This is a genomic window from Paenibacillus andongensis, assembly GCF_025369935.1.
Lineage (GTDB): Bacteria > Bacillota > Bacilli > Paenibacillales > NBRC-103111 > Paenibacillus_E > Paenibacillus_E andongensis.
Window position 1 is genome coordinate 3,555,550 of the sequence record NZ_CP104467.1, and the last position, 24,199, is coordinate 3,579,748.

Consider the following 24,199-nt stretch of genomic DNA (forward strand, 5'->3'; position numbering starts at 1 on the left):
AGCGCATGGCATTTGAAGGATTGGCAAGCCGGTTGCAAAACGTTTTCGGTAAGCTGAGAAGCAAAGGTAAGCTGACGGAAGAAGATGTAGGCGAAGCGCTTCGCGAAGTACGATTGGCGCTGCTTGAAGCGGACGTTAACTTTAAAGTAGTTAAAGACTTTATTGCTAAGGTGAAGGAACAGTCCATCGGACAAGAAGTATTGAAATCTTTCACACCAGGCATGGTTGTTATCGATATCGTTAACAAAGAGCTAACAGCGCTTATGGGCGGTACACAAAGTAAGTTAGCTCGATCGAATCGACCGCCAACTATCATCATGATGGCTGGTTTGCAAGGGGCTGGTAAGACAACAACCTCTGGTAAGCTAGCGAAGATGCTCCTTAAACAAAACCATAGACCGCTTCTTGTAGCCTGTGACATTTATCGTCCGGCTGCGATTAAACAGCTGCAGGTCCTTGGAGAACAGCTCAATGTTCCGGTATTTTCACTTGGAGATCAAGTAAATCCCGTCGATATTGCTAAAGCAGGGCTTCAGCATGCCAAGGATAACGGTAATGATTATGTCATTATCGATACCGCGGGTCGTTTGCACATTGATGAAAATCTGATGGACGAGCTGAAAAATGTTCGAACTGCTGTTGAACCGGATGAAATCTTGCTCGTTGTCGATGCGATGACCGGTCAGGATGCAGTCAATGTTGCAGAAAGCTTCCATCAACAGCTTGAACTTACGGGTGTTGTGCTGACAAAGCTGGATGGCGATACCCGCGGTGGTGCGGCGTTATCAGTAAAAGCTGTTACAGGATGCCCAATTAAGTTCGTGGCTAGCGGCGAGAAAATGGATGCTCTAGAACCATTCTTCCCTGATCGTATGGCATCAAGAATTCTTGGCATGGGCGATATGCTTACCTTGATTGAGAAAGCGCAAGCCGGTATCGACATGGACAAGGCGAAAGAGATGGAGCGCAAAATGCGCAACGCCGAATTCACCTTCGAGGATTTCCTTGATCAAATGGAGCAAGTGAAGAAGATGGGGCCTCTGGATCAAATTCTTGAAATGCTGCCAGGCGCGAATAAGATCAAGGGCATGAAAGATATGAAGGTTGACGACAAACAAATGGCACGTGTTGAGGCTATTGTGAAGTCGATGACAAAAGAAGAGAAACGCAAGCCTGAACTTCTCAATGCGAACCGTCGCAAACGGATTGCTCAAGGCAGCGGAAACTCGGTGCAAGAGGTCAACCGTTTCATCAAGCAGTTTGATGATATGCGCAAAATGATGAAGCAGTTTTCCGGCATGATGGGACCTAAAGGTGCCAAAGGAATGAAGAAGCTAGGCAAAGGATTTAAATTCCCTTTTTAAATAAGTATTTTATTCTAAGTAGGAGGTGATTTTTCATGGCAGTACGTATTCGTCTTAAACGTGTAGGCGCTCATAAAGCTCCTTTTTACCGTGTGGTGGTTTCGGATTCCCGTTCCCCGCGTGATGGTCGTTTTATCGAAGAAATCGGTACTTATAACCCAATTGCTGAACCAGCAGCTGTAACTCTTGATGAGGAGAAAGCGCTGAAATGGCTTCAAACTGGCGCTCAACCGTCCGATACAGTTCGCAGCCTGTTCTCAAAAGCAGGTCTGATGACTAAGTTTCACGAGCTGAAATTACAGAAGTAATCTGTTATCTTTCGGAGGGTGGGTTCATGAAGGATCTTATCACCGTTATTGCTAAGGCTCTTGTCGATCATCCGGAAGAAGTACGTGTCGCTGTGGTGGAGAAAGATGACAAGATCGAGTACAGGCTTTCTGTCCACCCCGACGATGTCGGTAAAGTGATTGGCAAGCAGGGCAAGATTGCGAAGTCGCTCCGCACAGTTGTCACGTCGGCAGCAGTGAAAGAAACGAAACGGGTAGCCGTTGAAATCGTTTCATAAGAAACTAGGTTAGGATTTAGTTCCTAACCTTTTTCTTGTATGGTTTTGAAGGTAAATTAATGTGGAGGTTGGCAAGCGCATATGAGCGAAAAACTTGTGACAGTTGGTCGAATTGTGAATAGCCATGGTATTCGTGGAGAGCTAAAAGTGGTTCCGGAAACTGATTTTCCTGAGCGTTTTGATAAAGGAAATGCATTGATTATTGTAGATTCTCAAAATAAGCAAACGCCGGTGACGGTGCAAACCTCCCGCTTACATAAAAATATGTTTATCTTGCAGTTTGTAGAGTTCTCTAATATTAATGATGTTGAGAAATTCAAAGGCTCACTCCTTAAGATTGAAGCGAAGGATCAGCAGCCTCTTGAAGAGGGAGAATACTATTATCACGAGATCATTGGCTGTAAGGTCGTTACGGAAGAAGGTCAAGAGTTAGGGCTTGTTTCTGAGGTTTTGACACCGGGTGCTAATGATGTATGGGTCGTTTCTTTGCCGAAAGGCAAACAGCTGCTGCTTCCTGTTATTGATGATGTGATACTTGATGTGGACATTGCCAACAAAACGATTCGTATTCATTTGATGGAAGGATTAATGGAATGAGAATCGATGTAATGACCCTGTTCCCGGAAATGTTCGAGGGTGTGTTTTCGTCCAGCATTTTAGGGAAAGCACGTGACAAGGGGATTGTTGCTCTCAACACGGTTAATTTTCGAGATTATTCCAATAATAAGCATAACACAGTAGATGATTATCCATATGGCGGCGGTGGAGGGATGGTTCTTAAGCCAGAACCGATATTTGCTGCTGTGGAGAGTTTGCCTGTACATCAAGAAGACGGACAAGACCCAGTGAAACCGCGAGTGATTCTTATGTGCCCGCAAGGGGAGACGTTCACACAGAAGAAAGCGGAAGAGCTGTCTAAAGAACAGCATCTTGTGTTTATTTGTGGTCATTATGAAGGCTATGACGAGCGCATTAGGCAGTACCTAGTGACGGATGAGTTGTCTATCGGTGATTATGTATTAACAGGCGGCGAGTTACCTGCTATGGTCGTTATAGACAGCGTAGTGAGGCTGCTGCCTGGTGTGCTTGGTAATGAGATGTCAGCCGTGACAGATTCATTCTCTACAGGATTGCTGGAATATCCCCACTATACGAGGCCTGCTAAGTTTAGGGATTGGGAAGTGCCTGAGATGTTGTTATCAGGGCATCATGAAAATGTGAAGCGTTGGCGCCGCAAGGAGTCTTTGTTCCGAACACTAGAACGCCGTCCTGATTTGCTTGAAGGAAGGGAACTTTCCAAAGAAGAAAAAGCTTGGGTTGTTGAATGGAAAGGGCGGAAGCAAGAGGAGTAAGCCCCCAAAAACTTCTCTATTGAATTTCTTTCCTGTCTATGATATTATATATTCTGTTGTGAATTTTTCAACAGTTCGAGTCTGGTGGTCCTCTACGCATAACAACTAAGAACGACTATGCCAATAAGCGGAATGAACACCTGTGTGGAAGGAGGGAGTCAACTATGAATCTTATTCAAGAGATTACGAAAGAGCAACTCCGTACGGATATTCCTAATTTCCGTCCAGGAGACACACTTAAAGTACACGTAAAAGTTATCGAGGGTACACGTGAGCGTATTCAGCTGTTCGAAGGTGTTGTTATTAAACGCCACGGCGGTGGAATCAGCGAAACGTTTACAGTTCGTAAAATTTCTTACGGTGTGGGTGTGGAAAGAACTTTCCCATTCCATTCTCCGAAGATTGACAAGATTGAAGTGGCTCGCCGTGGTAAAGTTCGTCGTGCGAAACTTTATTATCTGCGTGGTCTTCGTGGTAAAGCAGCAAGAATTAAAGAAATTCGATAAGAAAACGGGGGGCTTGTTCAGGCAAGTCTCCTTTTCATTTTCATGGTACATACTAGATATTAACCAAAACTGGAAAAGAGGCAATCAGTGATGGAACACAGTAATCAAGAACAGCCTTACATAGAACCGGATAAAACAACAGAAACGACTCCCGTTAAGTCAACGAAAAGCGAAACATGGGAATGGATCAAAGCATTAGTGATCGCGGGAGTGCTCGTGATTATCATTCGTTGGTTCCTGTTCTCTCCTTTTATTGTTGATGGAGATTCCATGCGTCCGAATTTTTTCACAGGTGAACGACTCATCGTCAATAAAATTGTTTATGATATTCGCTCACCCAAACGCGGAGAGGTTATCGTTTTCCATGCACCGGAAGGTAAGGATTACATTAAACGCGTAATTGCTCTCCCAGGTGAGACCGTAAAGGTTACGGGTGACAAAGTGTTCATTAATGGTCAAGAAATTGATCAACCTTACATCAAGGATGCGATTGAGCAGGCGAAAAAAGAAGGACATGCCTATAATACGTTATCTGATTTTCAAGAGAAAAAAGTGCCTGAAGGTGAAATATTCGCAATGGGAGATAACCGCGGTAACTCCAAAGACAGCCGAGCGATTGGCTTCATACCTTACAACAAAATTGTAGGCCGTGCGGAAGTTATTTTTTGGCCAGTAAGTAAAATCAGTTTCATACATTTTTGAGGTGAAGAAGAATGACCATTCAATGGTTTCCCGGTCACATGACCAAGGCTCGAAGACAAATTGAAGAAAAGCTTAAGCTGATTGATGTTGTGATCGAGCTCTTGGATGCCCGCATACCGCTCTCCAGTCGGAACCCGATGGTTGATGAGATTTTGAAAGATAAACCGCGATTGGTACTGCTGAATAAGAATGATTTGGCAGATCCGCAAGTGACGGCAGAATGGGTTAAGTATTTTGCTGATCAGGGCCTACCAGCATTGCCGATTGATGCAGCAACCGGAACGCACGTCAAAGAAATTTTGCCGCGTGTAAAGCAGCTTTGGGCCCATAAAATTGAACGGCAGCTTAGCAAAGGGATTAATCCTCGTGCCGTAAGGGCGCTTATTGTAGGTATCCCGAACGTTGGGAAATCAACACTGATTAATCAGTTAGCAGGTAAAAAGATTGCAGCAACCGGAGATAAGCCTGGTGTTACTAAGGGTCAGCAATGGATTAAAGTTGGTACCGAAATGGACTTGCTCGATACACCAGGTATTTTGTGGCCAAAATTCGAAGACCAAATGGTTGGAATGAGATTGGCAGCAACGGGCGCCATTAAAGAAGAGCTTCTTCATTTAGATGAGATTGCACTCTTTGTCGTTAAATACATGGTTCAGAATTATTGGGCCGGTATTCAAGAACGATTTGGGGTTCAAGACCTTCCAGAGGATTTGGACAACATACAGGAAATGGTTAAAGTCATGGAGGCTATTGGTCGTAAGCGTGGTGCGATTGTGAGTGGGGGCAAAGTGGATTTGGACAAAGCCTCTTTAATCATTATTCGAGAGCTTAGGGCAGGGAAGATGGGGCGTATTTCATTGGAGAAGCCTTTAGATAAAAGATAGTCAAGTAGTAAAAAAGAATGTCACTTTTGGACTCAGCTGGTCAAGCGGGTTCGGGGGTGGCTTTATTTTTTACACAATGAATGTGAAAAAATGGGTGTGGCTTGTCTAAACGCCAATCCTTTATAATGAGGAGATGGAAAGGGGCGAAAGCCATTGCTAGAGCATGAAAAACAACTGTGGGAGCAAGGTTTTACTCTTATAGCGGGTATCGATGAAGTAGGAAGAGGCTGTTTATTTGGGGATGTCGTCGCGGCTGCCGTTATTCTTCCGATGGGATATGTGCTGGAGGGTGTGGACGATTCCAAAAAGCTTTCTGAAAAGAAGCGAGATGTCTTCTATGAGCAGATTATGAATGAGGCTTTAGCTGTTGGTGTAGGTATTGTTGACGTGGATAGAATTGATGCCATTAATATTAAACAAGCGGCCAGACTTGCTATGAAACAGGCTGTGCAGCAGTTAGCTATCGTACCTGATTTTCTGCTTGTTGATGCTGAGAACGTCGAATTGGACATAGAACAATCCGCGATCATTCATGGAGATGCACTTAGTCAATCTATTGCAGCCGCATCAATAATTGCTAAGGTTACCAGAGATCGCATGTGTGTGGAATGGGATGAGCAGTATCCCGAGTATGGACTTGCTATACATAAAGGATATGCAACAAAGCACCATAGAGAGATGCTTTTGCGCTATGGACCTACACCGCTGCATCGGAAATTATTTATACGTAAAGTGATGGCTCAATTGGAAGAGAAAGAGATAGTGCTCGAGTCTGAACAGCTAGAACTGGATCTCATTTAACATCTTTTGTAACGAAAAGGCAACAAGCCGCCGATAATATACATAAGTGTTTAGGAAGATTTGAGGTGAGCGCCATGAATATTAGTGGTTTAATTCGCAGTTTAGTCGGTGATTTAACAGCATCTGAAAGTAAGGTGCTTGAACTTAAAGTAGGACAAATTGTTAAAGGTGTTGTGCTTCAGCTGCTGAGTGACCAAGAAGCGTTGATTAATATTGGCGGTGTGCAGGTTCGAGCTAAGTTGGAAACACCCCTTAAGCAAGGGGATGTTACGATGCTGCAAGTGCAGCCGGAATCTAGCGGGGGTCAAATCCTGCTCAAGCCATTAACGGCGTCAGATGTACAAATTGCGGATGATTCGCTTGGTGAGCTGTTAAAAGCATTCACGGTTAAAGATACGGCTGGTAATCGTCAAATGGTGCAGCAGATGCAGCAGGAAGGCGTTCCAGTATCGAAGGAGAATGTGAAGGCTTTCGAGGCTGTAATGCGCAGCATGCCTGAGGGTGCCAATAAGGAAGAATGGGCACAGGCTGCTGTACTTGCTTATAAAAAGGGATTGCCGCTCACAGAGGCGACTGTGGGGGCTTTGAAGCAGGTTACCACGGGGCCGCCTGTCGGTAAGGTGCTGGAGCAGCTTGATCAGCAGGCCACAGCCCTGATTGAGCAAGATCCCGCACATCCGGCAGCGGAAACCGCGAAGCAGGTGGTATCGCTGCTCAAGGAGCTGCGGGCTTCCGCCGCAGCTGCGTGGCCTTCCGCGCGGCCGCCGGAGGCGCCGGCCGCGAATGTGGCTGTTACGCCAGCTGCTTCGCAGGCTGGCGGTGAAGCTAAGGCGGCTCCCGCAGGGTCGCCGCCTGTGGTTTCCGGCAGCGCGCCTGCGGCCGCTGCCGTTACGGCTCCGCCCGCTGCAGCTGCTGCTGCGGGCGAGGAGCTTCCCGCGGCGGCTGCGGCACGCGCGGAGACCGCTGCCGCCGGCTTGGCGCAGCCGGCGGCGGTACCGCAGGCCGCCCGCGCAGCGGAGGCGGCCTCGCCAGAGGCTCAGGCGCGCAGCGTTGAGCCTGCAAAAGGCGAACCGCCCGTGGCGGGTTCGCAGGTACAACCAGAGCCGCCTGCGAAGCAGAAGGCGGCAACGACAGAGGCGCATAATAGCGCGCCTCAAGAGCCCGAGGCTGATCCAGAGCCAAACTGGATCAGCCGCATGCTCAAAGCCGTAGGCGTGGAGCACGAGTCTCATCTAGCGGTGAAGCTGGATGAGCGCGCAGACGCGATTCTACGGGGCCGCAACAACACAGACGATCAGCTGCCTAATCTGATCGCCATAGGATCCCAGCAGGACGACTCCGTCAAGCCTGCTGCTGACACACTGAAGAGTCTGCTGCTGCAGCTTACTGCCTCTGATGACACGCCAGCGCCGCTCAAAGAGGCGGCGCAGCAAGCGATTGGACAAATTACAGGGCAACAGCTCATGTTGACTGGTGACAAGAGCTCTATGTTTGCCCATATGACGTTGTTTGTCCCCTTCATGGATGGTACTGGCCAGCAATCTGCCGCCGTTCACATCCAATCCCGCAAAGGAAAGCGCGGGGAAGTAGACGCGAGCAATTGTCGTTTGCTATTCGACCTGCAAATGAAAGTAATGGGTAATACGTTGCTCGACGTGCATGTCGTCAATAAAATCGTATCTTTGAATATCCACAATGATCATCCTGCGTTAGCTCCCTTAATGGAGGAGTCCAAAGAAGAAATAACAACAGCCATGAATAAAGCGGGTTATCAATTTATCTCATTAAAATGCTCGCCATATCCGCTGCCGCCTGTTGCGGAGAATGAAGCTTCCAAGCAAGGGGCATCTGATGGCAGAGTAGATCTTCGAGCGCTCTATCAGCCAAAAGCCTATAAAGGGGTGGATTTCCGAGCATGACCAAGCAAAGGAATACTTCTGAGGAGTCGCAATCAACTCCTCTTAAGAAGGCTGTAGCGCTTCGCTACTCACCTGAAGCACAAAAAGCCCCAACCCTCATTGCGAAAGGGAAAGGGCACATGGCAGAAGCCATTCTGCAGAAAGCCAAGGAGAATGGGATCCCCATTCAGGAGGATTCCTCTTTGGTTGAAGTGTTGTCTAAGTTAGATTTGGATCAAGAAATTCCCCCGGAATTGTATCAATTGGTTGCAGAGGTATTAAGTTTTATCTATCGTTCAGATAACCGAATGAGATCGTCGAGGAATGAAAGATGACAGAACTTCGTAAAGATGATCGGAAGCAGTTGGGGAAGCTTGGTGAAGAGTTGGCTGAAGCATTTCTAAGTGAGCGTGATTACCGAATTGTGGAACGTAATTGGCGCTGCCGTACGGGTGAGCTTGATATTATTGCAGAGAAAGCCAATAAGTTAATTTTTATTGAAGTCAGAACTAGACGCCCTTCAGGTCGTTTTGGCTCAGCCAAAGAATCCGTCGACTATCGCAAGCAGTTGAAAGTCAAAGAGACGGCACAATTTTACTTACATCGATTTCAAAAATACGAGCAATCCATTCAATTTGATGTGATCACGGTAGAAGTATCCGTGGATGGAGCAGCACCTATTATTGAACACATACAAGGAGCCTTTTGAGAACCGTCTGTCGATAAGACAACGCGTCAAAGGGCTCTTTTTTTACAGAAATTGAAGTAATGTCAAGATTAGATTGCTTTAGCGGAACGTGAGTGTGATAGTTTCAAATCTCAATCTCCTCAATCCGCTGCTTTTTATCCAAATTACGGTATTGAATTGCCTCTGCCAGATGCTGTGGCTGGATACTGTCACATTCCTCGAGATCAGCTATGGTTAGAGCTAGCCGTAGGATGCGATCATGGGCTCTTGCACTAAGTCCCAAAGCTTCAAAAGAGGCACTAAGCAGTTGATCACCTTCTGGTGTTAGATGGCAATTTTGTCTCATTAGCTTGCCGCTCAATTCATTATTATGCTGAATACCTGTTCCGACATAGCGTTGTTGTTGTCTTTCATGTGCGCGCATAACTTGCAATAACATTTCTTTGGAGGACAAGTGATTGGTTCGTTCCTTTAGTTGTGTGTAACTTGGTTTAGGAACTTCAACATGAAGATCGATACGATCAAGCAGGGGACCAGATATTTTAGAACGATAATGAACAATTTTAGCTGGACTGCAGATGCAAGCATTTGCTTCTGTTTGGGCTCCATAATACCCGCAAGGACATGGATTCATGGCGGCAGCCAATATAAAGTGGGAGGGGAAAGTGTAAACCGCTCTTGCTCTTGCAATTGTAACGTGACGATCCTCAAGCGGCTGTCTAAGTACTTCGAGGGCCGTTCTCGTGAATTCCGGCAGTTCATCTAGAAATAAAATGCCACGATGAGATAAGCTAACTTCTCCAGGTTTGGGTATTGTTCCGCCTCCGACAAGTCCGGCAGGTGAAATCGTATGGTGAGGCGCTCTAAAAGATCTTGTACGCATGAGAAATGAGCGATCAATAAGCTTTCCTGAGGCGCTGTAAATTTTCGTGACTTCTAAGGCTTCTTTGTCAGTCATAGGCGGCAGAATCGAGGGCATGCGCTTCACAAGCATTGTTTTCCCAGTTCCAGGAGGACCGATTAATAGTATATTGTGCATCCCAGCAGCGGCGATCATCATCGCACGCTTCACTTGGTGCTGCCCGTTGACATCGGCATAATCTTCGACAAAGTGTTGTTCTTCGGCAGAAATTGTCGAAAACTCATCACCTTTATAATTAATGCCATTAAATATAAATTCGTGATGGGATTGCTTATTCCAGGATTTAAAATCAGAAAGGTTATTTATCGCGCAGACCTCAATACCTTCTATTAAAGCAGCCTCAGAAGCATTCGCGAAGGGAAGGCAGACTCGTTTTATCCCTAGCTTTTTAGCGGCATGCGCCATAGAGAGAACGCCCGGTATGGGACGAAGAGAACCATCCAATGCGAGTTCACCTAGAAACAAAGTGTTCATGAAACCGTCCATTGGAACCTGACCGGTTGTAATCAAGATTCCTACCGCAATGGCTAAATCAAAAGATGAGCCTTCTTTGCGTAAATCTGCTGGCGCTAGATTGACCGTAATCCGATCCATGGGGAATGTATAGCCACAGTTTTTGATGGAGGAGCGCACTCTTTCGACAGATTCTCGAATGGCTGAGTCGGGGAGACCAACCAAGTTAATTTGGGGTAAGCCACTGGAGATATCGACCTCTACTTCGATCGTTTGACCTTCTATACCTTGCAAGCAAGCGCTCATGACTTTGCCATACATGAAAAAACACCTTCCTCTCCATAGTTACGCAGCTGTTTCGAGCTGTCATAAAGTGGGATAAAAGGTGCTTCCTTATTGATCCGTTTTATTCTTTGTCCTAATTGTATACGATAATGGTAAAATTACGCAATCCGGAAATGATCACTGCATACGTTTTAAAAATGCACGGCTTGAACATACTGGAACTAGAGGTGATGATATGCAGGAGAAACCCTATTTTTGTCCCAATTGTCGTTCCAATCGTATCAAGTTCAGTGTAATCACAAGCTATTCTCAATCGTTTTTGAAGGACGCTTTATCAGGAAATATTACTGAATTCAAGGATCCTGACGCAATACCAGAGCCAGAACCTACGATCCAATGCCTGGTGTGCAGTTTCACGGGTAATGAGCTGCGCTTCATTAAACAAGCGGAGCGTGAACCGCGAATGAATACACCAACAACGCCGCTCTACTAAAAAGTCAAAGCTAGACGTATTTTTCAGCGATTGAAAATGCGTCTTTTTTTATGTGGAAAGTGATAGCTAAAGTTTTTCAGTGTGAAAGGAAAATTCGAACGCATTAACGAAAAAAATAAGGAAACTGTCGAAAATTAGTGATACAATGGTTAGGGCTTGCGAAGAAGTGTGATACTAATTCCGGCAGCAAGATTTATTTCGTGCACTACACAAATAGGAAATTACACTTTTTCCCTGTATAGCACGTTTAGAAAGTCCATACTGATAGGAGGATTTTAGGAAATGAATATCCATGAGTATCAAGGCAAAGAAGTCCTGAGACAGTACGGAGTCAACGTTCCTAACGGAAAAGTTGCTTTTACCGTTGACGAAGCTGTTGAAGCAGCGAAAGAACTCGGAACATCCGTCGTTGTTGTAAAGGCGCAAATTCATGCCGGAGGTCGCGGGAAAGCAGGCGGCGTTAAGGTAGCCAAAAGCCTCGATGAAGTTCGTACATATGCTAGCGAAATTCTGGGTAAAGTTCTTGTCACTCACCAAACAGGTCCTGAAGGCAAAGAAGTTAAACGTCTTTTGATCGAAGAAGGCTGTGACATTAAGAAAGAATATTATGTTGGTGTTGTTGTTGACCGTGCTACAGGCAGCGTCGTTTTGATGGCATCTGAAGAAGGCGGTACGGAGATTGAAGAGGTTGCTGAGCATTCTCCTGAGAAAATCTTCAAAGAAGTTGTGGATCCTGCGATCGGTCTTCAAGCTTTCCAAGCACGCAGACTTGCTTATTCCATCAACATTCCTAACGAGCTTGTTAACAAAGCGGTTAAATTCATGCTTGCTCTTTATAAAGCATTTGTAGAGAAAGACGCTTCCATTGCCGAAATCAACCCATTGGTTGTTACTGGTTCTGGTGACGTTATGGCTCTTGATGCCAAATTGAATTTTGATTCTAACGCTCTTTTCCGTCACAAAGATATCGTTGAACTTCGTGACCTTGAAGAAGAAGATGCGAAAGAAATTCAAGCTTCTAAATTTGACCTGAGCTACATTGCTCTTGATGGTAACATCGGTTGTATGGTTAACGGCGCAGGACTTGCGATGGCCACTATGGACATTATTAAGCACTACGGCGGAGACCCTGCTAACTTCCTAGACGTAGGGGGCGGTGCGACGAAAGAGAAAGTAACAGAAGCTTTCAAAATCATCTTGTCCGATGAACAAGTTAAAGGGATCTTCGTTAACATTTTCGGCGGCATCATGCGTTGTGATGTTATTGCTGAAGGTGTTGTAGCTGCTGCTAGAGAGCTTGGACTTTCTCGTCCGCTAGTTGTTCGTCTTGAAGGAACAAACGTTGAACTTGGCAAAAAGATTCTTAACGAATCCGGCCTGAACATTGTTGCTGCTGACTCCATGGCAGATGGCGCACAAAAAATCGTTGCATTAGTTAAATAATATTAAACCCGAGCGGTTTCAAATAATATAGGGGATGTGAACAAAAGATCATGAGTATTTTGGTTAATAAACATACAAAAGTCATTACTCAAGGGATTACCGGCGCTACGGGTTTGTTTCATACCAAAGGCGGTCTGGAATACGGCACACAAATGGTTGGTGGCGTAACCCCAGGTAAAGGCGGAACAAAAGTAGATATCACATTGGAAAACGGTGAGCTAGTTCAGCTTCCAGTTTTCAACACGGTTATCGAAGCTAAAAATGCAACTGGTGCTACGGCATCCGTTATCTATGTACCACCAGCTTTCGCTGCAGAGTCGATCATTGAAGCTATTGAAGCTGAGCTTGATCTCGTTATCTGTATCACAGAAGGTATTCCTGTTCTTGATATGGTTAACGTAAAACGTTACCTCGAAGGCAAGAAAACCGTTCTAATCGGACCAAACTGTCCGGGTGTAATCACACCGGGCGAGTGCAAAATTGGTATCATGCCGGGTTACATTCATACGCCAGGTCACGTAGGTGTAGTTTCCCGTTCCGGAACACTAACTTACGAAGCTGTTCACCAATTGACAACTCGTGGAATTGGACAATCCTCTGCAGTAGGTATCGGTGGAGACCCTGTTAAAGGTTCCGAGTTCATCGATATCCTCAAACGTTTTAACGAAGATCCAGACACGTATGCGGTTATCATGATCGGTGAAATCGGCGGTACGGCTGAAGAAGAAGCAGCTGAGTGGGTTGCTGCTAACATGACGAAGCCTGTTGTAGGCTTTATCGGCGGTAAAACAGCACCTCCAGGAAAACGTATGGGCCATGCTGGCGCTATTATTTCCGGTGGTAAAGGTACAGCTGCTGAGAAAGTTGCAACGATGGAAAGATGCGGTATCCGCGTAGCGGCTACACCATCCGAGATGGGTTCAACACTTGTAAGCGTGCTTGAAGAAAAAGGAATGTTGGATAAAGTCATTACAAAAAAATAGTTTTCTTCTAAACGAAGGTAAGCAACCTTCCATCTCCCTGCTTCAGGGATTTGGGAGGTTTTTTGTTTTTCTTGGCTTTGCAACCATTTGTTATTCAAGAAAGGAGTGTATATACTTATGGATAATCGTTTTATTTTGTTTGGTCTTCACGAGCTCGAGGGAGTAGGTTGGAAAACCATACTTCAGCTCCTGAGCCGCTTTCCAGAACCTGAGGAGCTGTTTGAGCTTTCCGCTGCAGCAATTGCCTCCAGAGGTATACGAACTTCCATTGCTGAACAAATCGCCTCGCGGTTTACACCGACTTTTATTGAGCAAAAGATTCAGTTATATAAGAAGCAATCCATTCAAATTCTTACACTTTTGGATGAGGATTACCCTTCGATTCTTAAAGAAATTGCGCAGCCTCCTTGGGTGTTATATGTGAAAGGAAATGTATCTTTATTGAATGGGCGTCTCCTCGGTATGGTAGGAACACGTACCCCTACACTTTATGGGAAAAAGATTGCTGAGGAGTGGGCAGCTGCCCTTTCAAGAGCAGGATTCGGTATCGTGAGTGGATTAGCGAGAGGGATTGACAGCAAGGCCCATATTGGTGCATTGCAAGGTAAATCCAAAACAGTTGCTGTTCTTGGATGTGCGATTAATCAAATTTATCCGCGTGAGAATGCATTATTATATCGAAATATAGAACAAGAGGGTGTCATCTTATCTGAATATCCCATTGGCACGGGTATGAGGCCAGGTATGTTCCCGCAGAGGAATCGAATCATTGCAGGATTGTCATTAGGCGTTACGGTTGTAGAAGCAGCAGAAGATAGTGGATCACTGATTACAGTTGAATTTGCCGTGGATGAATCAAGAGATGTATTTGCCGTTCCCGGTCCTATTGACTCTAACCAAAGTAGTGGAGTCCACAAGCTTCTAAAGGATGGCGCTAAACTGGTTACCCGTGTTGACGAGATTGTAGAAGATTATAAACATATGTTAAGCGCGGAAGATCATGGTGCCATGAAGATGCCATTGCCGACATTTTCACTTACAGATGAGGAAGGCGAAATCGTTCGAAAGTTGTCGAATGAGCCGGTCTCAATTGATGCTCTGTTAGAGGACGGTCAATTTACGTTTGGACATTTGCATGCAGTTCTGTTATCTTTACTAATGAAAAAGGCGATTAAACAGCTTCCGGGTTCTACTTACATACTAGCATAGGCTAATACGAAGCTTTTCTTCTCGCCAATAGACTTTACCTTGAAACCAAGAGGGGAGGAAGGACGATCCATGGCGGATTCCTTAGTCATAGTTGAGTCACCAGCAAAAGCCAAAACCATTGGCAAATATTTGGGAAGTAAATTTATCGTAAAAGCCTCAATGGGTCATATTCGCGACCTTCCGAAAAGCCAAATTGGCGTAGAAGTGGATCGTAACTTTGAGCCTAAATACATAACAATCCGCGGTAAAGGTTCTATACTCAAAGAATTAAAAGATGCGAGTAAAAAAGTGAAAAAAATATATCTGGCGGCGGATCCGGATCGTGAAGGTGAAGCTATTGCCTGGCACTTAGCTCATTATTTGGATGTAGGTTCCGAAGAACTCTGCCGTGTTGTATTTAATGAGATAACGAAGGATGCGGTAAAGGATGCATTCAAAACGCCGCGCCGAATTAATCAAGATCTCGTTAACGCACAGCAAGCACGGCGCATATTGGATCGACTCGTTGGTTATAAAATCAGTCCCTTACTTTGGAAAAAGGTAAAAAAAGGATTATCTGCAGGCCGTGTACAGTCGGTTGCGGTTAAATTAATTCAAGACAGAGAGAATGAGATCAAGGCCTTCGAACCTGAAGAGTATTGGTCAATTACCGTTGTTTTGGATGCTGGCAAAACCGTGTTCGAAGCGAAGTATCACAGCATTAACGGTGAGAAGAAGGAACTGCATTCGCAAGAAGACGTCGATCTGATTTTAGCAGCGATGGGCAGTGATGCTTTTACTGTGAAAGAAGTGAAAGAGAAAGAGCGCCAGCGTAATCCTTCTCCTCCTTTCATTACTAGCTCTATGCAGCAGGAAGCGGCAAGGAAACTTAATTTCCGTGCATCAAAGACGATGTCAGTGGCACAGCAATTATATGAAGGAATAGATTTAGGAAAAGAAGGTACGGTTGGTTTGATTACCTACATGCGTACCGATTCCACCCGTATTTCTCCGGTTGCCCAAGAAGAGGCTAAAGATTTTATTCTTAATAAATATGGTCCTGATTTCTACCCGGAGACACCTCGCCAGTACACGAAGAAAAATGCTAATGCGCAAGACGCGCATGAAGGTATTCGACCTACATCTGTTCTGCGGGAACCTGATCAAATGAAGGCATTTCTCAGTAAAGATCAATATCGTCTGTACAAGCTGGTTTGGGATCGTTTTGTAGCGAGTCAAATGGCTTCAGCCGTTTTGGATACGATGACCATTGATTTAACAGCTGGAGAAACCGTGTTTAGAGCAAATGGGTCAAAGATGAAGTTTGCTGGATTTATGAAAGTTTATGTCGAGAGCAATGACGACGGGACGACAGAAGAGGATAAGTTGCTGCCGCCACTTTCTAAGGGTGATTCTTTGCAGAAGCAAAGCGTGGATCCGAAGCAGCACTTTACTCAACCGCCTCCAAGGTATACAGAAGCGCGTTTAGTTAGGGCGTTAGAGGAAATGGGCATTGGACGTCCGAGTACGTATGCACCGACACTGGAGACGATTCAGAAGCGTGGGTATGTTGCCATCGAAGAGAAGAAATTCGTGCCTACAGAGCTTGGTGAATTAGTTATTCAATTAATGCAGGAGTTTTTTCCTGAAATTCTAGATATCGAGTTCACGGCTCATATGGAAGAAGAGCTTGACTTCGTCGAAGAGGGGAAAGAGGACTGGGTTCGGGTTCTGGATACATTCTACTCATCCTTTGAAAAGCGGCTTATCTTCGCTGAAGAGGAAATGAAGGAAATCGAAATTCAAGATGAAATCTCGGATGAGATTTGTGAGAAGTGTGGTAAACATCTTGTCTATAAAATGGGGCGTTTCGGTAAGTTTCTAGCGTGTTCTGGATTCCCTGAGTGCCGCAATACGAAACCGATCATTAAAGATATTGGTGTTACATGTCCAACTTGTCATACAGGGAAAATTGTCGAACGCAGAAGCAAAAAGGGCCGAGTTTTCTATGGCTGTGATCAGTATCCAACCTGTGACTTTGTCTCGTGGGATAAACCGGTCAATAAGCCATGTCCTGTTTGCAGCTCGATGATGATCGAGAAAAGAAGCAAAAACGGCGTAACTATTCAATGTACCGCGTGTGATCATAAAGAAGAAGTTAGTGACGATAATTCAGATGATATGAAAGATTAGAGGTGTCCGATTTTGCCAGAATATCAAAGAGTAACAGTCATCGGTGCAGGATTGGCTGGAAGTGAAGCCGCCTGGCAAATTGCCCGTCAGGGTGTGCCTGTTACTTTATACGAAATGCGTAATGTCCGTAAAACCCCAGCCCATATAACTGATCAATTTGCTGAGCTAGTCTGTAGTAACTCTCTACGTTCGAATGGCCTTACCAACGCTGTTGGAGTACTGAAGGAAGAAATGAGACGTATGGATTCACTCATTCTATCTTGTGCAGATGAGCATGCTGTACCAGCAGGAGGCGCGTTAGCTGTTGACCGCGATGGGTTCTCTCAAGCGGTTACAACAACACTTCGCAACCATCCGCTCATAGAAGTTCGCAATGAGGAAGTTCAAACCTTGCCTGAAGGCATTACAGTAGTTGCCTCAGGTCCATTAACATCTCCAGCACTTTCTGCAGGCCTCAAAGAGCTTATGGGTGAGGAGTACTTGTACTTTTATGATGCAGCAGCTCCGATTGTGGAGAAGGACTCCATTGATATGAATAAAGTGTACTTGGCTTCCCGTTATGACAAAGGAGAGGCTGCTTACCTTAACTGTCCTATGACAGAAGAAGAGTTCAATGTTTTCTATGAAGCTTTAATCACTGCTGAGGTTGCAGAGCTGAAGGAGTTCGAGAAAGAAATTTATTTCGAAGGCTGTATGCCCTTAGAAGTCATGGCGAAGCGCGGTAGACAAACGGTACTGTTCGGACCAATGAAACCAGTCGGTTTAATAAATCCACACACAGGTAAGATGCCGCATGCTGTCGTTCAGCTCCGTCAAGATAATGCAGCGGGAACTTTGTATAACTTAGTCGGTTTCCAAACCCATTTGAAATGGGGAGAGCAGAAACGGGTATTGTCCTTGATTCCAGGGTTAGAGCAAGCAGAGTTCGTACGTTATGGTGTGATGCATCGTAACACGTTTATTAACTCTCCTAAGCTTCTTGAACCCACTTATCAATTTAAACGTCGTGAGAATCTGTTCTTTGCAGGTCAAATGACGGGTGTAGAAGGATATGTGGAATCTGCGGCTTCTGGTCTGATAGCAGGTATGAATGCGGGGCGTTTAGCTAAAGGGCAGTCTTGTTTGGTTGTACCGGAGGAAACGACTTTAGGGAGTATGGCACATTATATCACGACAGCTGACTTCAAACATTTTCAGCCGATGAATGCTAATTTCGGTTTACTTCCACAGTTACCCGAAAGAATTCGCAATAAAAAAGAAAAATACGAGAAACTGGCTAATCGAGCTTTGGAAAGTATTCAGAATTTTAAGAAAACATATGCAGAGTAGGTTGTAATTGGACTATCGGCTATGTTACTATAATTATGTTTTGTAGCATTTTTCATTCGTTTCCTCATACATTTACCTCTAGATGCGGTCATTTCTCGAATTGACCTCGCTAGAGGTTTATCTCATTTATGAGACCGAAACCAACGCAAAGAGTGACTTTCATGGTGTATGATTCCATTTGAGAGGTGAGAAGAGATGGATCCTAATCAAGCTACGTTTCATGCGACAACAATCTTTGCCATTCGTCATCAAGGTAAGGGAGCTATTGCCGGAGATGGGCAAGTGACATTTGGCAACAGTATGATTATGAAAAGCACAGCCAAAAAAGTTCGGCGTTTACATAGAGGGAAAGTCATCGCTGGTTTTGCTGGTTCTGTTGCCGATGCGATTACACTTTTTGAGAAATTCGAAGGCAAGCTGGAGGAACACCACGGTAATTTGTCGCGTGCTGCGGTAGAGCTTACGAAGGATTGGCGTCAAGATCGCGTGCTGCGGAGGCTTGAAGCCATGATGATCGTTATGGATGCAACCGGTTTACTGCTGCTCTCAGGAAATGGTGAAGTTATTGAGCCTGATGACGGTATTTTGGCTATTGGGTCTGGTGGCAGTTTTGCATTAGCTGCAGGAAGAGCATTGCATCGTCATGCGTCGTCGCTAAGCGCTAAGGAAATAGCCCACGCTGCCTTAACAACTGCAGCTGAAATATGCGTGTTTACAAATCATAATATTATTGTGGAAGAGATTGAATAGTTTACGCTTACGATGTTAGTTTTGCTAAAGCAAAACTAAGCCAACGCTTACGATGCAAGTTTTCCTACGGAAAACTCAGTTTACGCTTACGATGTTAGTTTTGCTAAAGCAAAACTTTTAGGAGGGTACAAAATGGCAAACAGCTCCCTTACACCTAAACAAATTGTCCAAGAATTGGATCGATACATAGTAGGTCAGAAAAAAGCGAAAAAATCGGTTGCTATTGCTCTGCGAAACCGCTATCGGAGAAACCTCGTGGATGAAGCGATGCGGGATGAAATTGTTCCAAAGAATATACTCATGATCGGGCCAACCGGCGTAGGAAAGACTGAAATTGCGCGCAGACTAGCTAAATTGGTAGGCGCACCATTTATTAAGATAGAGGCTACTAAATTCACGGAAGTTGGTTATGTTGGTCGTGATGTGGAGTCAATGGTACGTGATCTGATCGAAACTTCTGTACGCATGGTTAAGGCTGAGCGGATGGAGAAGGTCAAAGACCGTGCTGAGAAGCTCGCTAACGAGCGCCTTGTTACTTTGCTGGCACCAAGTCCGACGCGTGCCAAAACACAGCGTAATCCTCTTGAGATGCTGTTTGGTGGGCAAAACCAACCGGATCAAGAAGAAAGTGCGCCAGATCCTTCACTTGCCGCAAAAAGGGCTCAAATCGCTGAGCAATTGACTAATGGTAAATTAGAGAATGAAGTTGTTGAAATCGAGGTGGAAGACTCTTCACCATCGATGATGGATATGCTGGCTGGCCAAGGCAATGAACAAGCTGGAATGAATATGCAGGAGATGTTCGGCAATCTACTCCCGAAAAAAATGAAGAAACGTAAGCTGCTTGTAAAAGAAGCTAGGAAAGTGTTAACGCAGGAAGAAGCGCAAAGATTGATTGACATGGATGAAGTGATCCAGGAATCTGTAAACCGCGCAGAACAATCCGGTATTATTTTTATTGATGAGATCGATAAGATCGCAAGTAATAGCCGCGGCGGCAGCGGACCGGACATCTCTCGGGAAGGTGTTCAGCGAGACATTTTGCCGATTGTAGAAGGATCGACGGTCGTAACCAAATATGGGCCCGTAAAGACGGATTATGTCTTATTTATTGGTGCAGGTGCTTTTCATATAGCTAAGCCTTCTGATTTAATCCCAGAGCTTCAGGGAAGGTTCCCGATTCGGGTAGAGCTAAGTAACTTAACCTTGGAAGACTTTGTTTCTATTTTAAAAGAACCCAAAAATGCATTAACAAAACAATATACAGCGTTGTTGCAAACGGAAGGTATAACGGTTGAGTTTGCGGACGAAGCTATTTATGAAATTGCTCGTATTGCTGTTGAAGTTAATCAGAATACCGAGAATATCGGTGCCCGGCGATTACACACCATTTTAGAAAAATTGCTGGAGGATTTATCTTTTGAAGCACCAGAAATTACATTGGAGTCTATTGTCATTAATCCGGAATATGTTCGTGAGAAGCTCGGTGATATTGTACAAAACAGAGATTTAAGTCAATATATCTTATAATAAAGAACTATCGCATGGTGAAGTAAGTAGGAGGCAGTTAAATGAGTTTATTAAATAAAACAAGAAGGCTAAATCGCTTGCTGCAAAAAGAAGCTGGCAATGCAGTTAGCTTTATGGATATGGCCGAAGTGCTGCGTGATATTGTAATCGCGAATATCTACGTCGTTAGCCGCAAAGGCAAAATTCTTGGATATGCTGTAACGAATGATCCTGTTTCGCCCGAAATGAATCAGACCATTTTAATTGAACGCAGATTTCCAATGGAGTCTAACAATCTGCTCTTGAAGATTGAGGAAACAGCATCAACTGCAGAACCGGATAGTCCTTATTTCTATTACACGGAGCAAATGAAAGATATGTTTCCATACACGCATACGACCTTAGTACCAATTATTGGTGGTGGCTCTCGTTTGGGAACACTTATTTTAAGTCGTAGCGAAGGGACTTTCATTGATGATGACTTAGTTCTGGCTGAATATGGATCAACAGTTATCGCAATGGAAATATTAAGAGAACGTGCCGAGGAAATAGAGGAAGAAGCTAGAAGTAAAGCGGTCGTTCAAGTTGCGATCGGTTCCTTATCTTTCAGTGAAATGGAAGCGGTGGAACATATTTTTGAAGAATTAGACGGTAAGGAAGGACTTTTGGTAGCGAGCAAAATTGCCGATCGGGTAGGCATTACTCGTTCTGTTATTGTTAATGCACTTCGCAAACTGGAAAGTGCCGGAGTTATTGAAACTCGTTCGCTAGGTATGAAGGGCACTTATATCCGTATTTTGAATGAGCAATTAATACAAAGTATCGAGCAATTAAAAACAAAACTATAGATTAACACATAAAAAAGCCCTGTCTTGTAAAAGATAGGGCTTTTTTCTTATTGTAAGTTATCGTAATATCTTAGATGATAAGAAAGGTTACCGAATGTTTTACATATTTCTACAATAAGGTCCATTTCAAATTATTTTATGAAAATAATGTCGAAATAAGAAGGAATCGATAAATACAATGTTGAAGTATAAGTCGAATATTCTATTAACGGGGGTATCATAATGTCTTTGATAGACAAACCAAGTTGGAACTTGATGGAGCGATCACTGGATGCATCGACTCTAAGACAAAAGGTTGTAGCAAACAACGTAGCCAATGCGGATACACCCTTCTTCAAGCGTTCGGATGTCGTGTTCGAAGAACTTTTACAAGGTCAGATGGATTCTTCAACACCCTCTATAGAAGGTTATCGGACAGACCCTAGGCATTTCTTAATAGGGAAATCCACAAATCTGCCAAATTCAGAAATAAAAACAGATGAATCGACAGCAATTAACAACAACATGAACAATGTCGATATGGATTATGAAATGTCGTTAATGGCCAAAAATCAACTTAAATACAATGCAATGATTCAGCAAATGAACAGCGAGTTCAAAAAAATGCGCACAGTCTTAGGAGGGAAGTAATAACCAATGAGGTTAACCAATGGATTTGACATCAGTTCATCGGCACTTACTGCTCAGCGATTAAGAATGGATGTTGTCTCTTCTAATATAGCGAATGCTGATACAACACGTGCAAAATTCGTAGATGGGAAATGGGTTCCCTATACAAGGAAGTTAGTTGCTTTCGAAACGAAGTCGCAGCCCAGCTTTGCGCAGTCGCTTAAATCAGCTATGGCTGATGGTACTGGCGAAGGTGTAAGGGTGAATAAAATTTTTGAAGATAAGTCACCATTGAAACAAGTGTATAACCCATCTCATCCAGATGCGGATGCCAATGGATTTGTTTATATGCCCAATGTCGATGTGCTTAAAGAAATGGTCGATATGATCTCTGCTACTAGATCTTATGAAGCGAACGTAACTGCTCTTAATGCTAGTAAATCAATGATAACCAAAGCTTTGGAGATTGGTAGATAACCACTACAGGAGGTTGCATCATGATTGACAAAATAAGTTACAGTCCACTAAACATCATGAGTTCCATTCAACCAAAGGATAACTCTGGTGAAGGGGCTGCTGACCTTGGCAAAAGATTCGGTTCGTTCCTGAATGACGCCATAACAAACTTAAACACACAACAACAGCAAGTGGACAATTTGAATCAGAGTTTCATCAAAGGTGAGCTTTCCGATGTTCATCAATTGACAATAGCCTCTGAGAAAGCATCGCTAGGGCTTGAGTTGACTGTTCAAGTCAGAAACAAAGTCCTTGAAGCATACCAAGAAATGATGAGAATGCAGCTGTGATTGACTTAGATGCTGCTAAATTTTGGTTCGATGAGGTGACAGAGTGAACGAGAACCTGCTCCAGTACTGGGAAAAGGTGAAGCAATATTGGAATCGTTATAGTAGAACAACGAAAATCACTTTTATAGCAACGGTTGTCCTACTGATTCTTACTGCGGCAATTATAAGTATTAATTTATCAAAAACGGAGTATTCACTCGCATTTACGGAATTACAGCCAAGTGATGCTTCAGCGATCAAGTCATATCTGGATACAGCAAAGATTCCGTATCATCTTAGCGCTGATGGTAAAAGTATAGAAGTGCCAACAAGTGAAGTAGCAAATGTAAAGCTTGGTGTTGAGTCCCAAGGTTTAAATAAGAACGGCTCTTTAGGCTTTGGCGCATTTAGCGATAGCAGTTCATTTGGTATTACAGACAACGAATTCAAAGTCAAATACTTGAACGCGATTCAAGGCGAGCTTCAACAGTTGATTAACGCGAATCAAGCAATCGCAAGTTCTAAAGTTCTCATTTCTCTTCCAGAAGAAGGACCTTTCTTACAACAGCAGCAAGAGAAAGCAACGGCATCTGTTGTCGTGCAGACGAAACAGGGCTACACATTAGATCAAGCAAAGGTTGATACGATTTATAACTTAGTTTCGCATAGTGTTAAGAATCTTCCTTTAGAGAATATTACGATCTCTGACCAATATGGACAAAGTCTTGTATCTTCGAAGGTCGGCGGGACGTCATCAACGAGTTTAGTAAGTAGTCAAGCAGATATTAATAACCAATTCCGAAATGATTTACAGAAGAATATTAATACGATGCTGGGTACGATGTTTGGCCGTGATAAAGTAAATGTAAGTGTATTCTCTACAATGAATTTTGATCAAAAGAAAAGTAAAGAACAGCTAGTCAGTGCCCCGAACCAAGTGGATCAAAAAGGGCTGGAAATTTCTCTGCAAGAAGCAAGTGAGTCGTATCAGAACAATGGTGCAGATACAGGCGGTGTACCAGGTACAGGGACTACAGATGTTCCAGGCTATCCAGGGGCGGCCAGCTCAGGCAAATCTAACTCAGAGAAAAATAATAAGACTGTCAATTATGAAGTCAATCGAATTACAAACGATATTATCTCTACGCCTTATGTTGTAAAAGACTTAAGTATAAATGTAGGGATTGAGCCTCCGGTTAAAGATGATCCCAACTCATTAACGGCTGAGACCAAGGCCGCGGTGCAAAGTGCACTAGTAAATATCGTTAGAACCGCTCTAGCAGATAATAAGGTTACATATACAGACGCAGATTTACAGAAAAAAGTTACGGTATTCGCACATTCTTTTGCAAGACCTACGGATACACTTGCTTCGAAAACAACTACATACTTGACGTATGCAGGCTTAGCACTAGCGGCACTGGCAATTGGATTAATTGCAGGGTTCGCTATTAGAAAACGTAGAAAAGCTGCGCAGCAACAATTGGATCAAGAAATGAATATCGCAGCTGGTAAAGCAGAGCTTCCTACGATTGATATCGAAAATGTTACGAATGAAAATCAAGTACGCAAGCAGTTAGAGACTCTTGCAAAAAAGCGACCAGAAGACTTTGTCAATTTGCTTCGTACATGGTTAGTAGACGAATAGG

General features: G+C 44.1%; 26 protein-coding genes. 25 read left to right on the forward strand and 1 reads right to left on the reverse strand.

Going from position 1 to position 24,199, the window contains the following annotated elements; genetic code table 11:
- The first annotated feature begins 5 nt into the window (after nt 1-5).
- From ffh to NYR53_RS15760, 12 genes are all read left to right on the forward strand, one after another.
- Nucleotides 6-1,364, forward strand: coding sequence for a signal recognition particle protein (gene ffh, locus NYR53_RS15705; RefSeq protein WP_261306005.1), 1,359 nt, complete (start codon nt 6-8; stop codon nt 1,362-1,364).
- Between the two features lie 35 nt (nt 1,365-1,399).
- The gene (gene rpsP / locus NYR53_RS15710; protein WP_029195333.1) at nt 1,400-1,672 is read left to right on the forward strand and encodes a 30S ribosomal protein S16; all 273 of its coding nucleotides are present in this window, start codon (nt 1,400-1,402) and stop codon (nt 1,670-1,672) included.
- 26 nt (nt 1,673-1,698) lie between these two features.
- Nucleotides 1,699-1,929, forward strand: a complete 231-nt coding sequence (locus NYR53_RS15715; RefSeq protein ID WP_047672782.1) for a KH domain-containing protein — start codon at nt 1,699-1,701, stop codon at nt 1,927-1,929.
- Nucleotides 1,930-2,010: 81 nt separating this feature from the next.
- Nucleotides 2,011-2,526: a ribosome maturation factor RimM gene (gene rimM, locus NYR53_RS15720; RefSeq protein WP_261306006.1), complete on the forward strand. Its 516-nt coding sequence runs from the start codon at nt 2,011-2,013 to the stop codon at nt 2,524-2,526.
- Nucleotides 2,523-3,281 carry a tRNA (guanosine(37)-N1)-methyltransferase TrmD gene (trmD, locus tag NYR53_RS15725; RefSeq protein ID WP_261306007.1) on the forward strand — a complete coding sequence of 253 codons (759 nt, stop codon included), beginning with the start codon at nt 2,523-2,525 and terminating at the stop codon, nt 3,279-3,281. The genes rimM and trmD overlap by 4 nt, the downstream gene beginning before the upstream one ends.
- A 164-nt stretch (nt 3,282-3,445) precedes the next feature.
- Nucleotides 3,446-3,787: a 50S ribosomal protein L19 gene (gene rplS / locus NYR53_RS15730; RefSeq protein WP_028558249.1), complete on the forward strand. Its 342-nt coding sequence runs from the start codon at nt 3,446-3,448 to the stop codon at nt 3,785-3,787.
- 90 nt (nt 3,788-3,877) lie between these two features.
- The gene (gene lepB, locus NYR53_RS15735; RefSeq protein ID WP_261306008.1) at nt 3,878-4,489 is read left to right on the forward strand and encodes a signal peptidase I; all 612 of its coding nucleotides are present in this window, start codon (nt 3,878-3,880) and stop codon (nt 4,487-4,489) included.
- Between the two features lie 11 nt (nt 4,490-4,500).
- Nucleotides 4,501-5,373, forward strand: coding sequence for a ribosome biogenesis GTPase YlqF (ylqF, locus tag NYR53_RS15740; RefSeq protein WP_261306009.1), 873 nt, complete (start codon nt 4,501-4,503; stop codon nt 5,371-5,373).
- A 153-nt stretch (nt 5,374-5,526) separates the two neighbouring features.
- Nucleotides 5,527-6,174, forward strand: a complete 648-nt coding sequence (gene rnhB, locus NYR53_RS15745; RefSeq protein WP_261306010.1) for a ribonuclease HII — start codon at nt 5,527-5,529, stop codon at nt 6,172-6,174.
- 74 nt (nt 6,175-6,248) lie between these two features.
- On the forward strand, nt 6,249-8,093 hold the full coding sequence (locus NYR53_RS15750; protein ID WP_437180183.1) for a TP0910 N-terminal domain-containing protein: 1,845 nt from the start codon (nt 6,249-6,251) through the stop codon (nt 8,091-8,093).
- Nucleotides 8,090-8,407, forward strand: coding sequence for an EscU/YscU/HrcU family type III secretion system export apparatus switch protein (locus tag NYR53_RS15755; RefSeq protein WP_261306012.1), 318 nt, complete (start codon nt 8,090-8,092; stop codon nt 8,405-8,407). The genes NYR53_RS15750 and NYR53_RS15755 overlap by 4 nt, the downstream gene beginning before the upstream one ends.
- A complete protein-coding gene (locus NYR53_RS15760) occupies nt 8,404-8,781 on the forward strand; it encodes a YraN family protein (protein ID WP_261306013.1) in 378 nt (125 codons plus the stop codon). The genes NYR53_RS15755 and NYR53_RS15760 overlap by 4 nt, the downstream gene beginning before the upstream one ends.
- Before the next feature lie 103 nt (nt 8,782-8,884).
- On the opposite strand, the gene NYR53_RS15765 is transcribed toward NYR53_RS15760, so the two are convergent.
- A complete protein-coding gene (locus tag NYR53_RS15765; RefSeq protein WP_261306014.1) occupies nt 8,885-10,456 on the reverse strand; it encodes a YifB family Mg chelatase-like AAA ATPase in 1,572 nt (523 codons plus the stop codon).
- Between the two features lie 199 nt (nt 10,457-10,655).
- Between NYR53_RS15765 and NYR53_RS15770 the strand changes: the two genes are divergently transcribed.
- From NYR53_RS15770 to fliF, 13 genes are all read left to right on the forward strand, one after another.
- Complete coding sequence (locus tag NYR53_RS15770; protein WP_047672798.1) at nt 10,656-10,913, forward strand: hypothetical protein; 258 nt, start codon at nt 10,656-10,658, stop codon at nt 10,911-10,913.
- Nucleotides 10,914-11,195: 282 nt separating this feature from the next.
- Nucleotides 11,196-12,356 carry an ADP-forming succinate--CoA ligase subunit beta gene (gene sucC, locus NYR53_RS15775; RefSeq protein ID WP_060645134.1) on the forward strand — a complete coding sequence of 387 codons (1,161 nt, stop codon included), beginning with the start codon at nt 11,196-11,198 and terminating at the stop codon, nt 12,354-12,356.
- Nucleotides 12,357-12,406: 50 nt separating this feature from the next.
- Complete coding sequence (gene sucD, locus NYR53_RS15780) at nt 12,407-13,339, forward strand: succinate--CoA ligase subunit alpha (RefSeq protein ID WP_261306015.1); 933 nt, start codon at nt 12,407-12,409, stop codon at nt 13,337-13,339.
- Between the two features lie 117 nt (nt 13,340-13,456).
- Nucleotides 13,457-14,548, forward strand: coding sequence for a DNA-processing protein DprA (gene dprA, locus NYR53_RS15785; protein WP_261306016.1), 1,092 nt, complete (start codon nt 13,457-13,459; stop codon nt 14,546-14,548).
- Between the two features lie 69 nt (nt 14,549-14,617).
- Nucleotides 14,618-16,720: a type I DNA topoisomerase gene (gene topA, locus NYR53_RS15790; RefSeq protein ID WP_261306017.1), complete on the forward strand. Its 2,103-nt coding sequence runs from the start codon at nt 14,618-14,620 to the stop codon at nt 16,718-16,720.
- A gap of 12 nt (nt 16,721-16,732) precedes the next feature.
- On the forward strand, nt 16,733-18,049 hold the full coding sequence (trmFO, locus tag NYR53_RS15795) for an FADH(2)-oxidizing methylenetetrahydrofolate--tRNA-(uracil(54)-C(5))-methyltransferase TrmFO (protein WP_261306018.1): 1,317 nt from the start codon (nt 16,733-16,735) through the stop codon (nt 18,047-18,049).
- 195 nt (nt 18,050-18,244) lie between these two features.
- Nucleotides 18,245-18,799 carry an ATP-dependent protease subunit HslV gene (gene hslV, locus NYR53_RS15800; protein ID WP_261306019.1) on the forward strand — a complete coding sequence of 185 codons (555 nt, stop codon included), beginning with the start codon at nt 18,245-18,247 and terminating at the stop codon, nt 18,797-18,799.
- Between the two features lie 132 nt (nt 18,800-18,931).
- Nucleotides 18,932-20,329, forward strand: a complete 1,398-nt coding sequence (gene hslU, locus NYR53_RS15805) for an ATP-dependent protease ATPase subunit HslU (RefSeq protein WP_261306020.1) — start codon at nt 18,932-18,934, stop codon at nt 20,327-20,329.
- Between the two features lie 41 nt (nt 20,330-20,370).
- Nucleotides 20,371-21,156 (forward strand): GTP-sensing pleiotropic transcriptional regulator CodY, encoded by a 786-nt coding sequence (gene codY, locus NYR53_RS15810; protein WP_261306021.1) that lies wholly within the window; start codon nt 20,371-20,373, stop codon nt 21,154-21,156.
- Nucleotides 21,157-21,378: 222 nt separating this feature from the next.
- Nucleotides 21,379-21,786, forward strand: a complete 408-nt coding sequence (gene flgB / locus NYR53_RS15815; RefSeq protein WP_261306022.1) for a flagellar basal body rod protein FlgB — start codon at nt 21,379-21,381, stop codon at nt 21,784-21,786.
- Nucleotides 21,787-21,792: 6 nt separating this feature from the next.
- Nucleotides 21,793-22,242, forward strand: a complete 450-nt coding sequence (gene flgC, locus NYR53_RS15820) for a flagellar basal body rod protein FlgC (RefSeq protein WP_261306023.1) — start codon at nt 21,793-21,795, stop codon at nt 22,240-22,242.
- A 56-nt stretch (nt 22,243-22,298) separates the two neighbouring features.
- The gene (gene fliE / locus NYR53_RS15825) at nt 22,299-22,571 is read left to right on the forward strand and encodes a flagellar hook-basal body complex protein FliE (protein ID WP_496198193.1); all 273 of its coding nucleotides are present in this window, start codon (nt 22,299-22,301) and stop codon (nt 22,569-22,571) included.
- Between the two features lie 43 nt (nt 22,572-22,614).
- Nucleotides 22,615-24,198 (forward strand): flagellar basal-body MS-ring/collar protein FliF, encoded by a 1,584-nt coding sequence (gene fliF, locus NYR53_RS15830; RefSeq protein ID WP_261306024.1) that lies wholly within the window; start codon nt 22,615-22,617, stop codon nt 24,196-24,198.
- Nucleotide 24,199 lies beyond the last annotated feature (1 nt).

Excerpts from the sequence above, each read along its gene's own strand:
- codY (WP_261306021.1), top strand. The coding sequence starts at position 20,371 with ATGAGTTTATTAAATAAAACAAGAAGGCTAAATCGCTTGCTGCAAAAA.
- hslU (WP_261306020.1), top strand. The coding sequence starts at position 18,932 with ATGGCAAACAGCTCCCTTACACCTAAACAAATTGTCCAAGAATTGGAT.
- flgC (WP_261306023.1), top strand. The coding sequence starts at position 21,793 with ATGAGGTTAACCAATGGATTTGACATCAGTTCATCGGCACTTACTGCT.
- NYR53_RS15750 (WP_437180183.1), top strand. The coding sequence starts at position 6,249 with ATGAATATTAGTGGTTTAATTCGCAGTTTAGTCGGTGATTTAACAGCA.
- NYR53_RS15755 (WP_261306012.1), top strand. The coding sequence starts at position 8,090 with ATGACCAAGCAAAGGAATACTTCTGAGGAGTCGCAATCAACTCCTCTT.
- dprA (WP_261306016.1), top strand. The coding sequence starts at position 13,457 with ATGGATAATCGTTTTATTTTGTTTGGTCTTCACGAGCTCGAGGGAGTA.
- rpsP (WP_029195333.1), top strand. The coding sequence starts at position 1,400 with ATGGCAGTACGTATTCGTCTTAAACGTGTAGGCGCTCATAAAGCTCCT.
- NYR53_RS15770 (WP_047672798.1), top strand. The coding sequence starts at position 10,656 with ATGCAGGAGAAACCCTATTTTTGTCCCAATTGTCGTTCCAATCGTATC.
- rplS (WP_028558249.1), top strand. The coding sequence starts at position 3,446 with ATGAATCTTATTCAAGAGATTACGAAAGAGCAACTCCGTACGGATATT.
- ylqF (WP_261306009.1), top strand. The coding sequence starts at position 4,501 with ATGACCATTCAATGGTTTCCCGGTCACATGACCAAGGCTCGAAGACAA.
- topA (WP_261306017.1), top strand. The coding sequence starts at position 14,618 with ATGGCGGATTCCTTAGTCATAGTTGAGTCACCAGCAAAAGCCAAAACC.
- NYR53_RS15765 (WP_261306014.1), bottom strand. The coding sequence starts at position 10,456 with ATGTATGGCAAAGTCATGAGCGCTTGCTTGCAAGGTATAGAAGGTCAA.
- trmD (WP_261306007.1), top strand. The coding sequence starts at position 2,523 with ATGAGAATCGATGTAATGACCCTGTTCCCGGAAATGTTCGAGGGTGTG.
- NYR53_RS15760 (WP_261306013.1), top strand. The coding sequence starts at position 8,404 with ATGACAGAACTTCGTAAAGATGATCGGAAGCAGTTGGGGAAGCTTGGT.
- hslV (WP_261306019.1), top strand. The coding sequence starts at position 18,245 with ATGGATCCTAATCAAGCTACGTTTCATGCGACAACAATCTTTGCCATT.
- sucD (WP_261306015.1), top strand. The coding sequence starts at position 12,407 with ATGAGTATTTTGGTTAATAAACATACAAAAGTCATTACTCAAGGGATT.
- ffh (WP_261306005.1), top strand. The coding sequence starts at position 6 with ATGGCATTTGAAGGATTGGCAAGCCGGTTGCAAAACGTTTTCGGTAAG.
- lepB (WP_261306008.1), top strand. The coding sequence starts at position 3,878 with ATGGAACACAGTAATCAAGAACAGCCTTACATAGAACCGGATAAAACA.
- sucC (WP_060645134.1), top strand. The coding sequence starts at position 11,196 with ATGAATATCCATGAGTATCAAGGCAAAGAAGTCCTGAGACAGTACGGA.
- rimM (WP_261306006.1), top strand. The coding sequence starts at position 2,011 with ATGAGCGAAAAACTTGTGACAGTTGGTCGAATTGTGAATAGCCATGGT.
- NYR53_RS15715 (WP_047672782.1), top strand. The coding sequence starts at position 1,699 with ATGAAGGATCTTATCACCGTTATTGCTAAGGCTCTTGTCGATCATCCG.
- fliE (WP_496198193.1), top strand. The coding sequence starts at position 22,299 with ATGAGTTCCATTCAACCAAAGGATAACTCTGGTGAAGGGGCTGCTGAC.
- flgB (WP_261306022.1), top strand. The coding sequence starts at position 21,379 with ATGTCTTTGATAGACAAACCAAGTTGGAACTTGATGGAGCGATCACTG.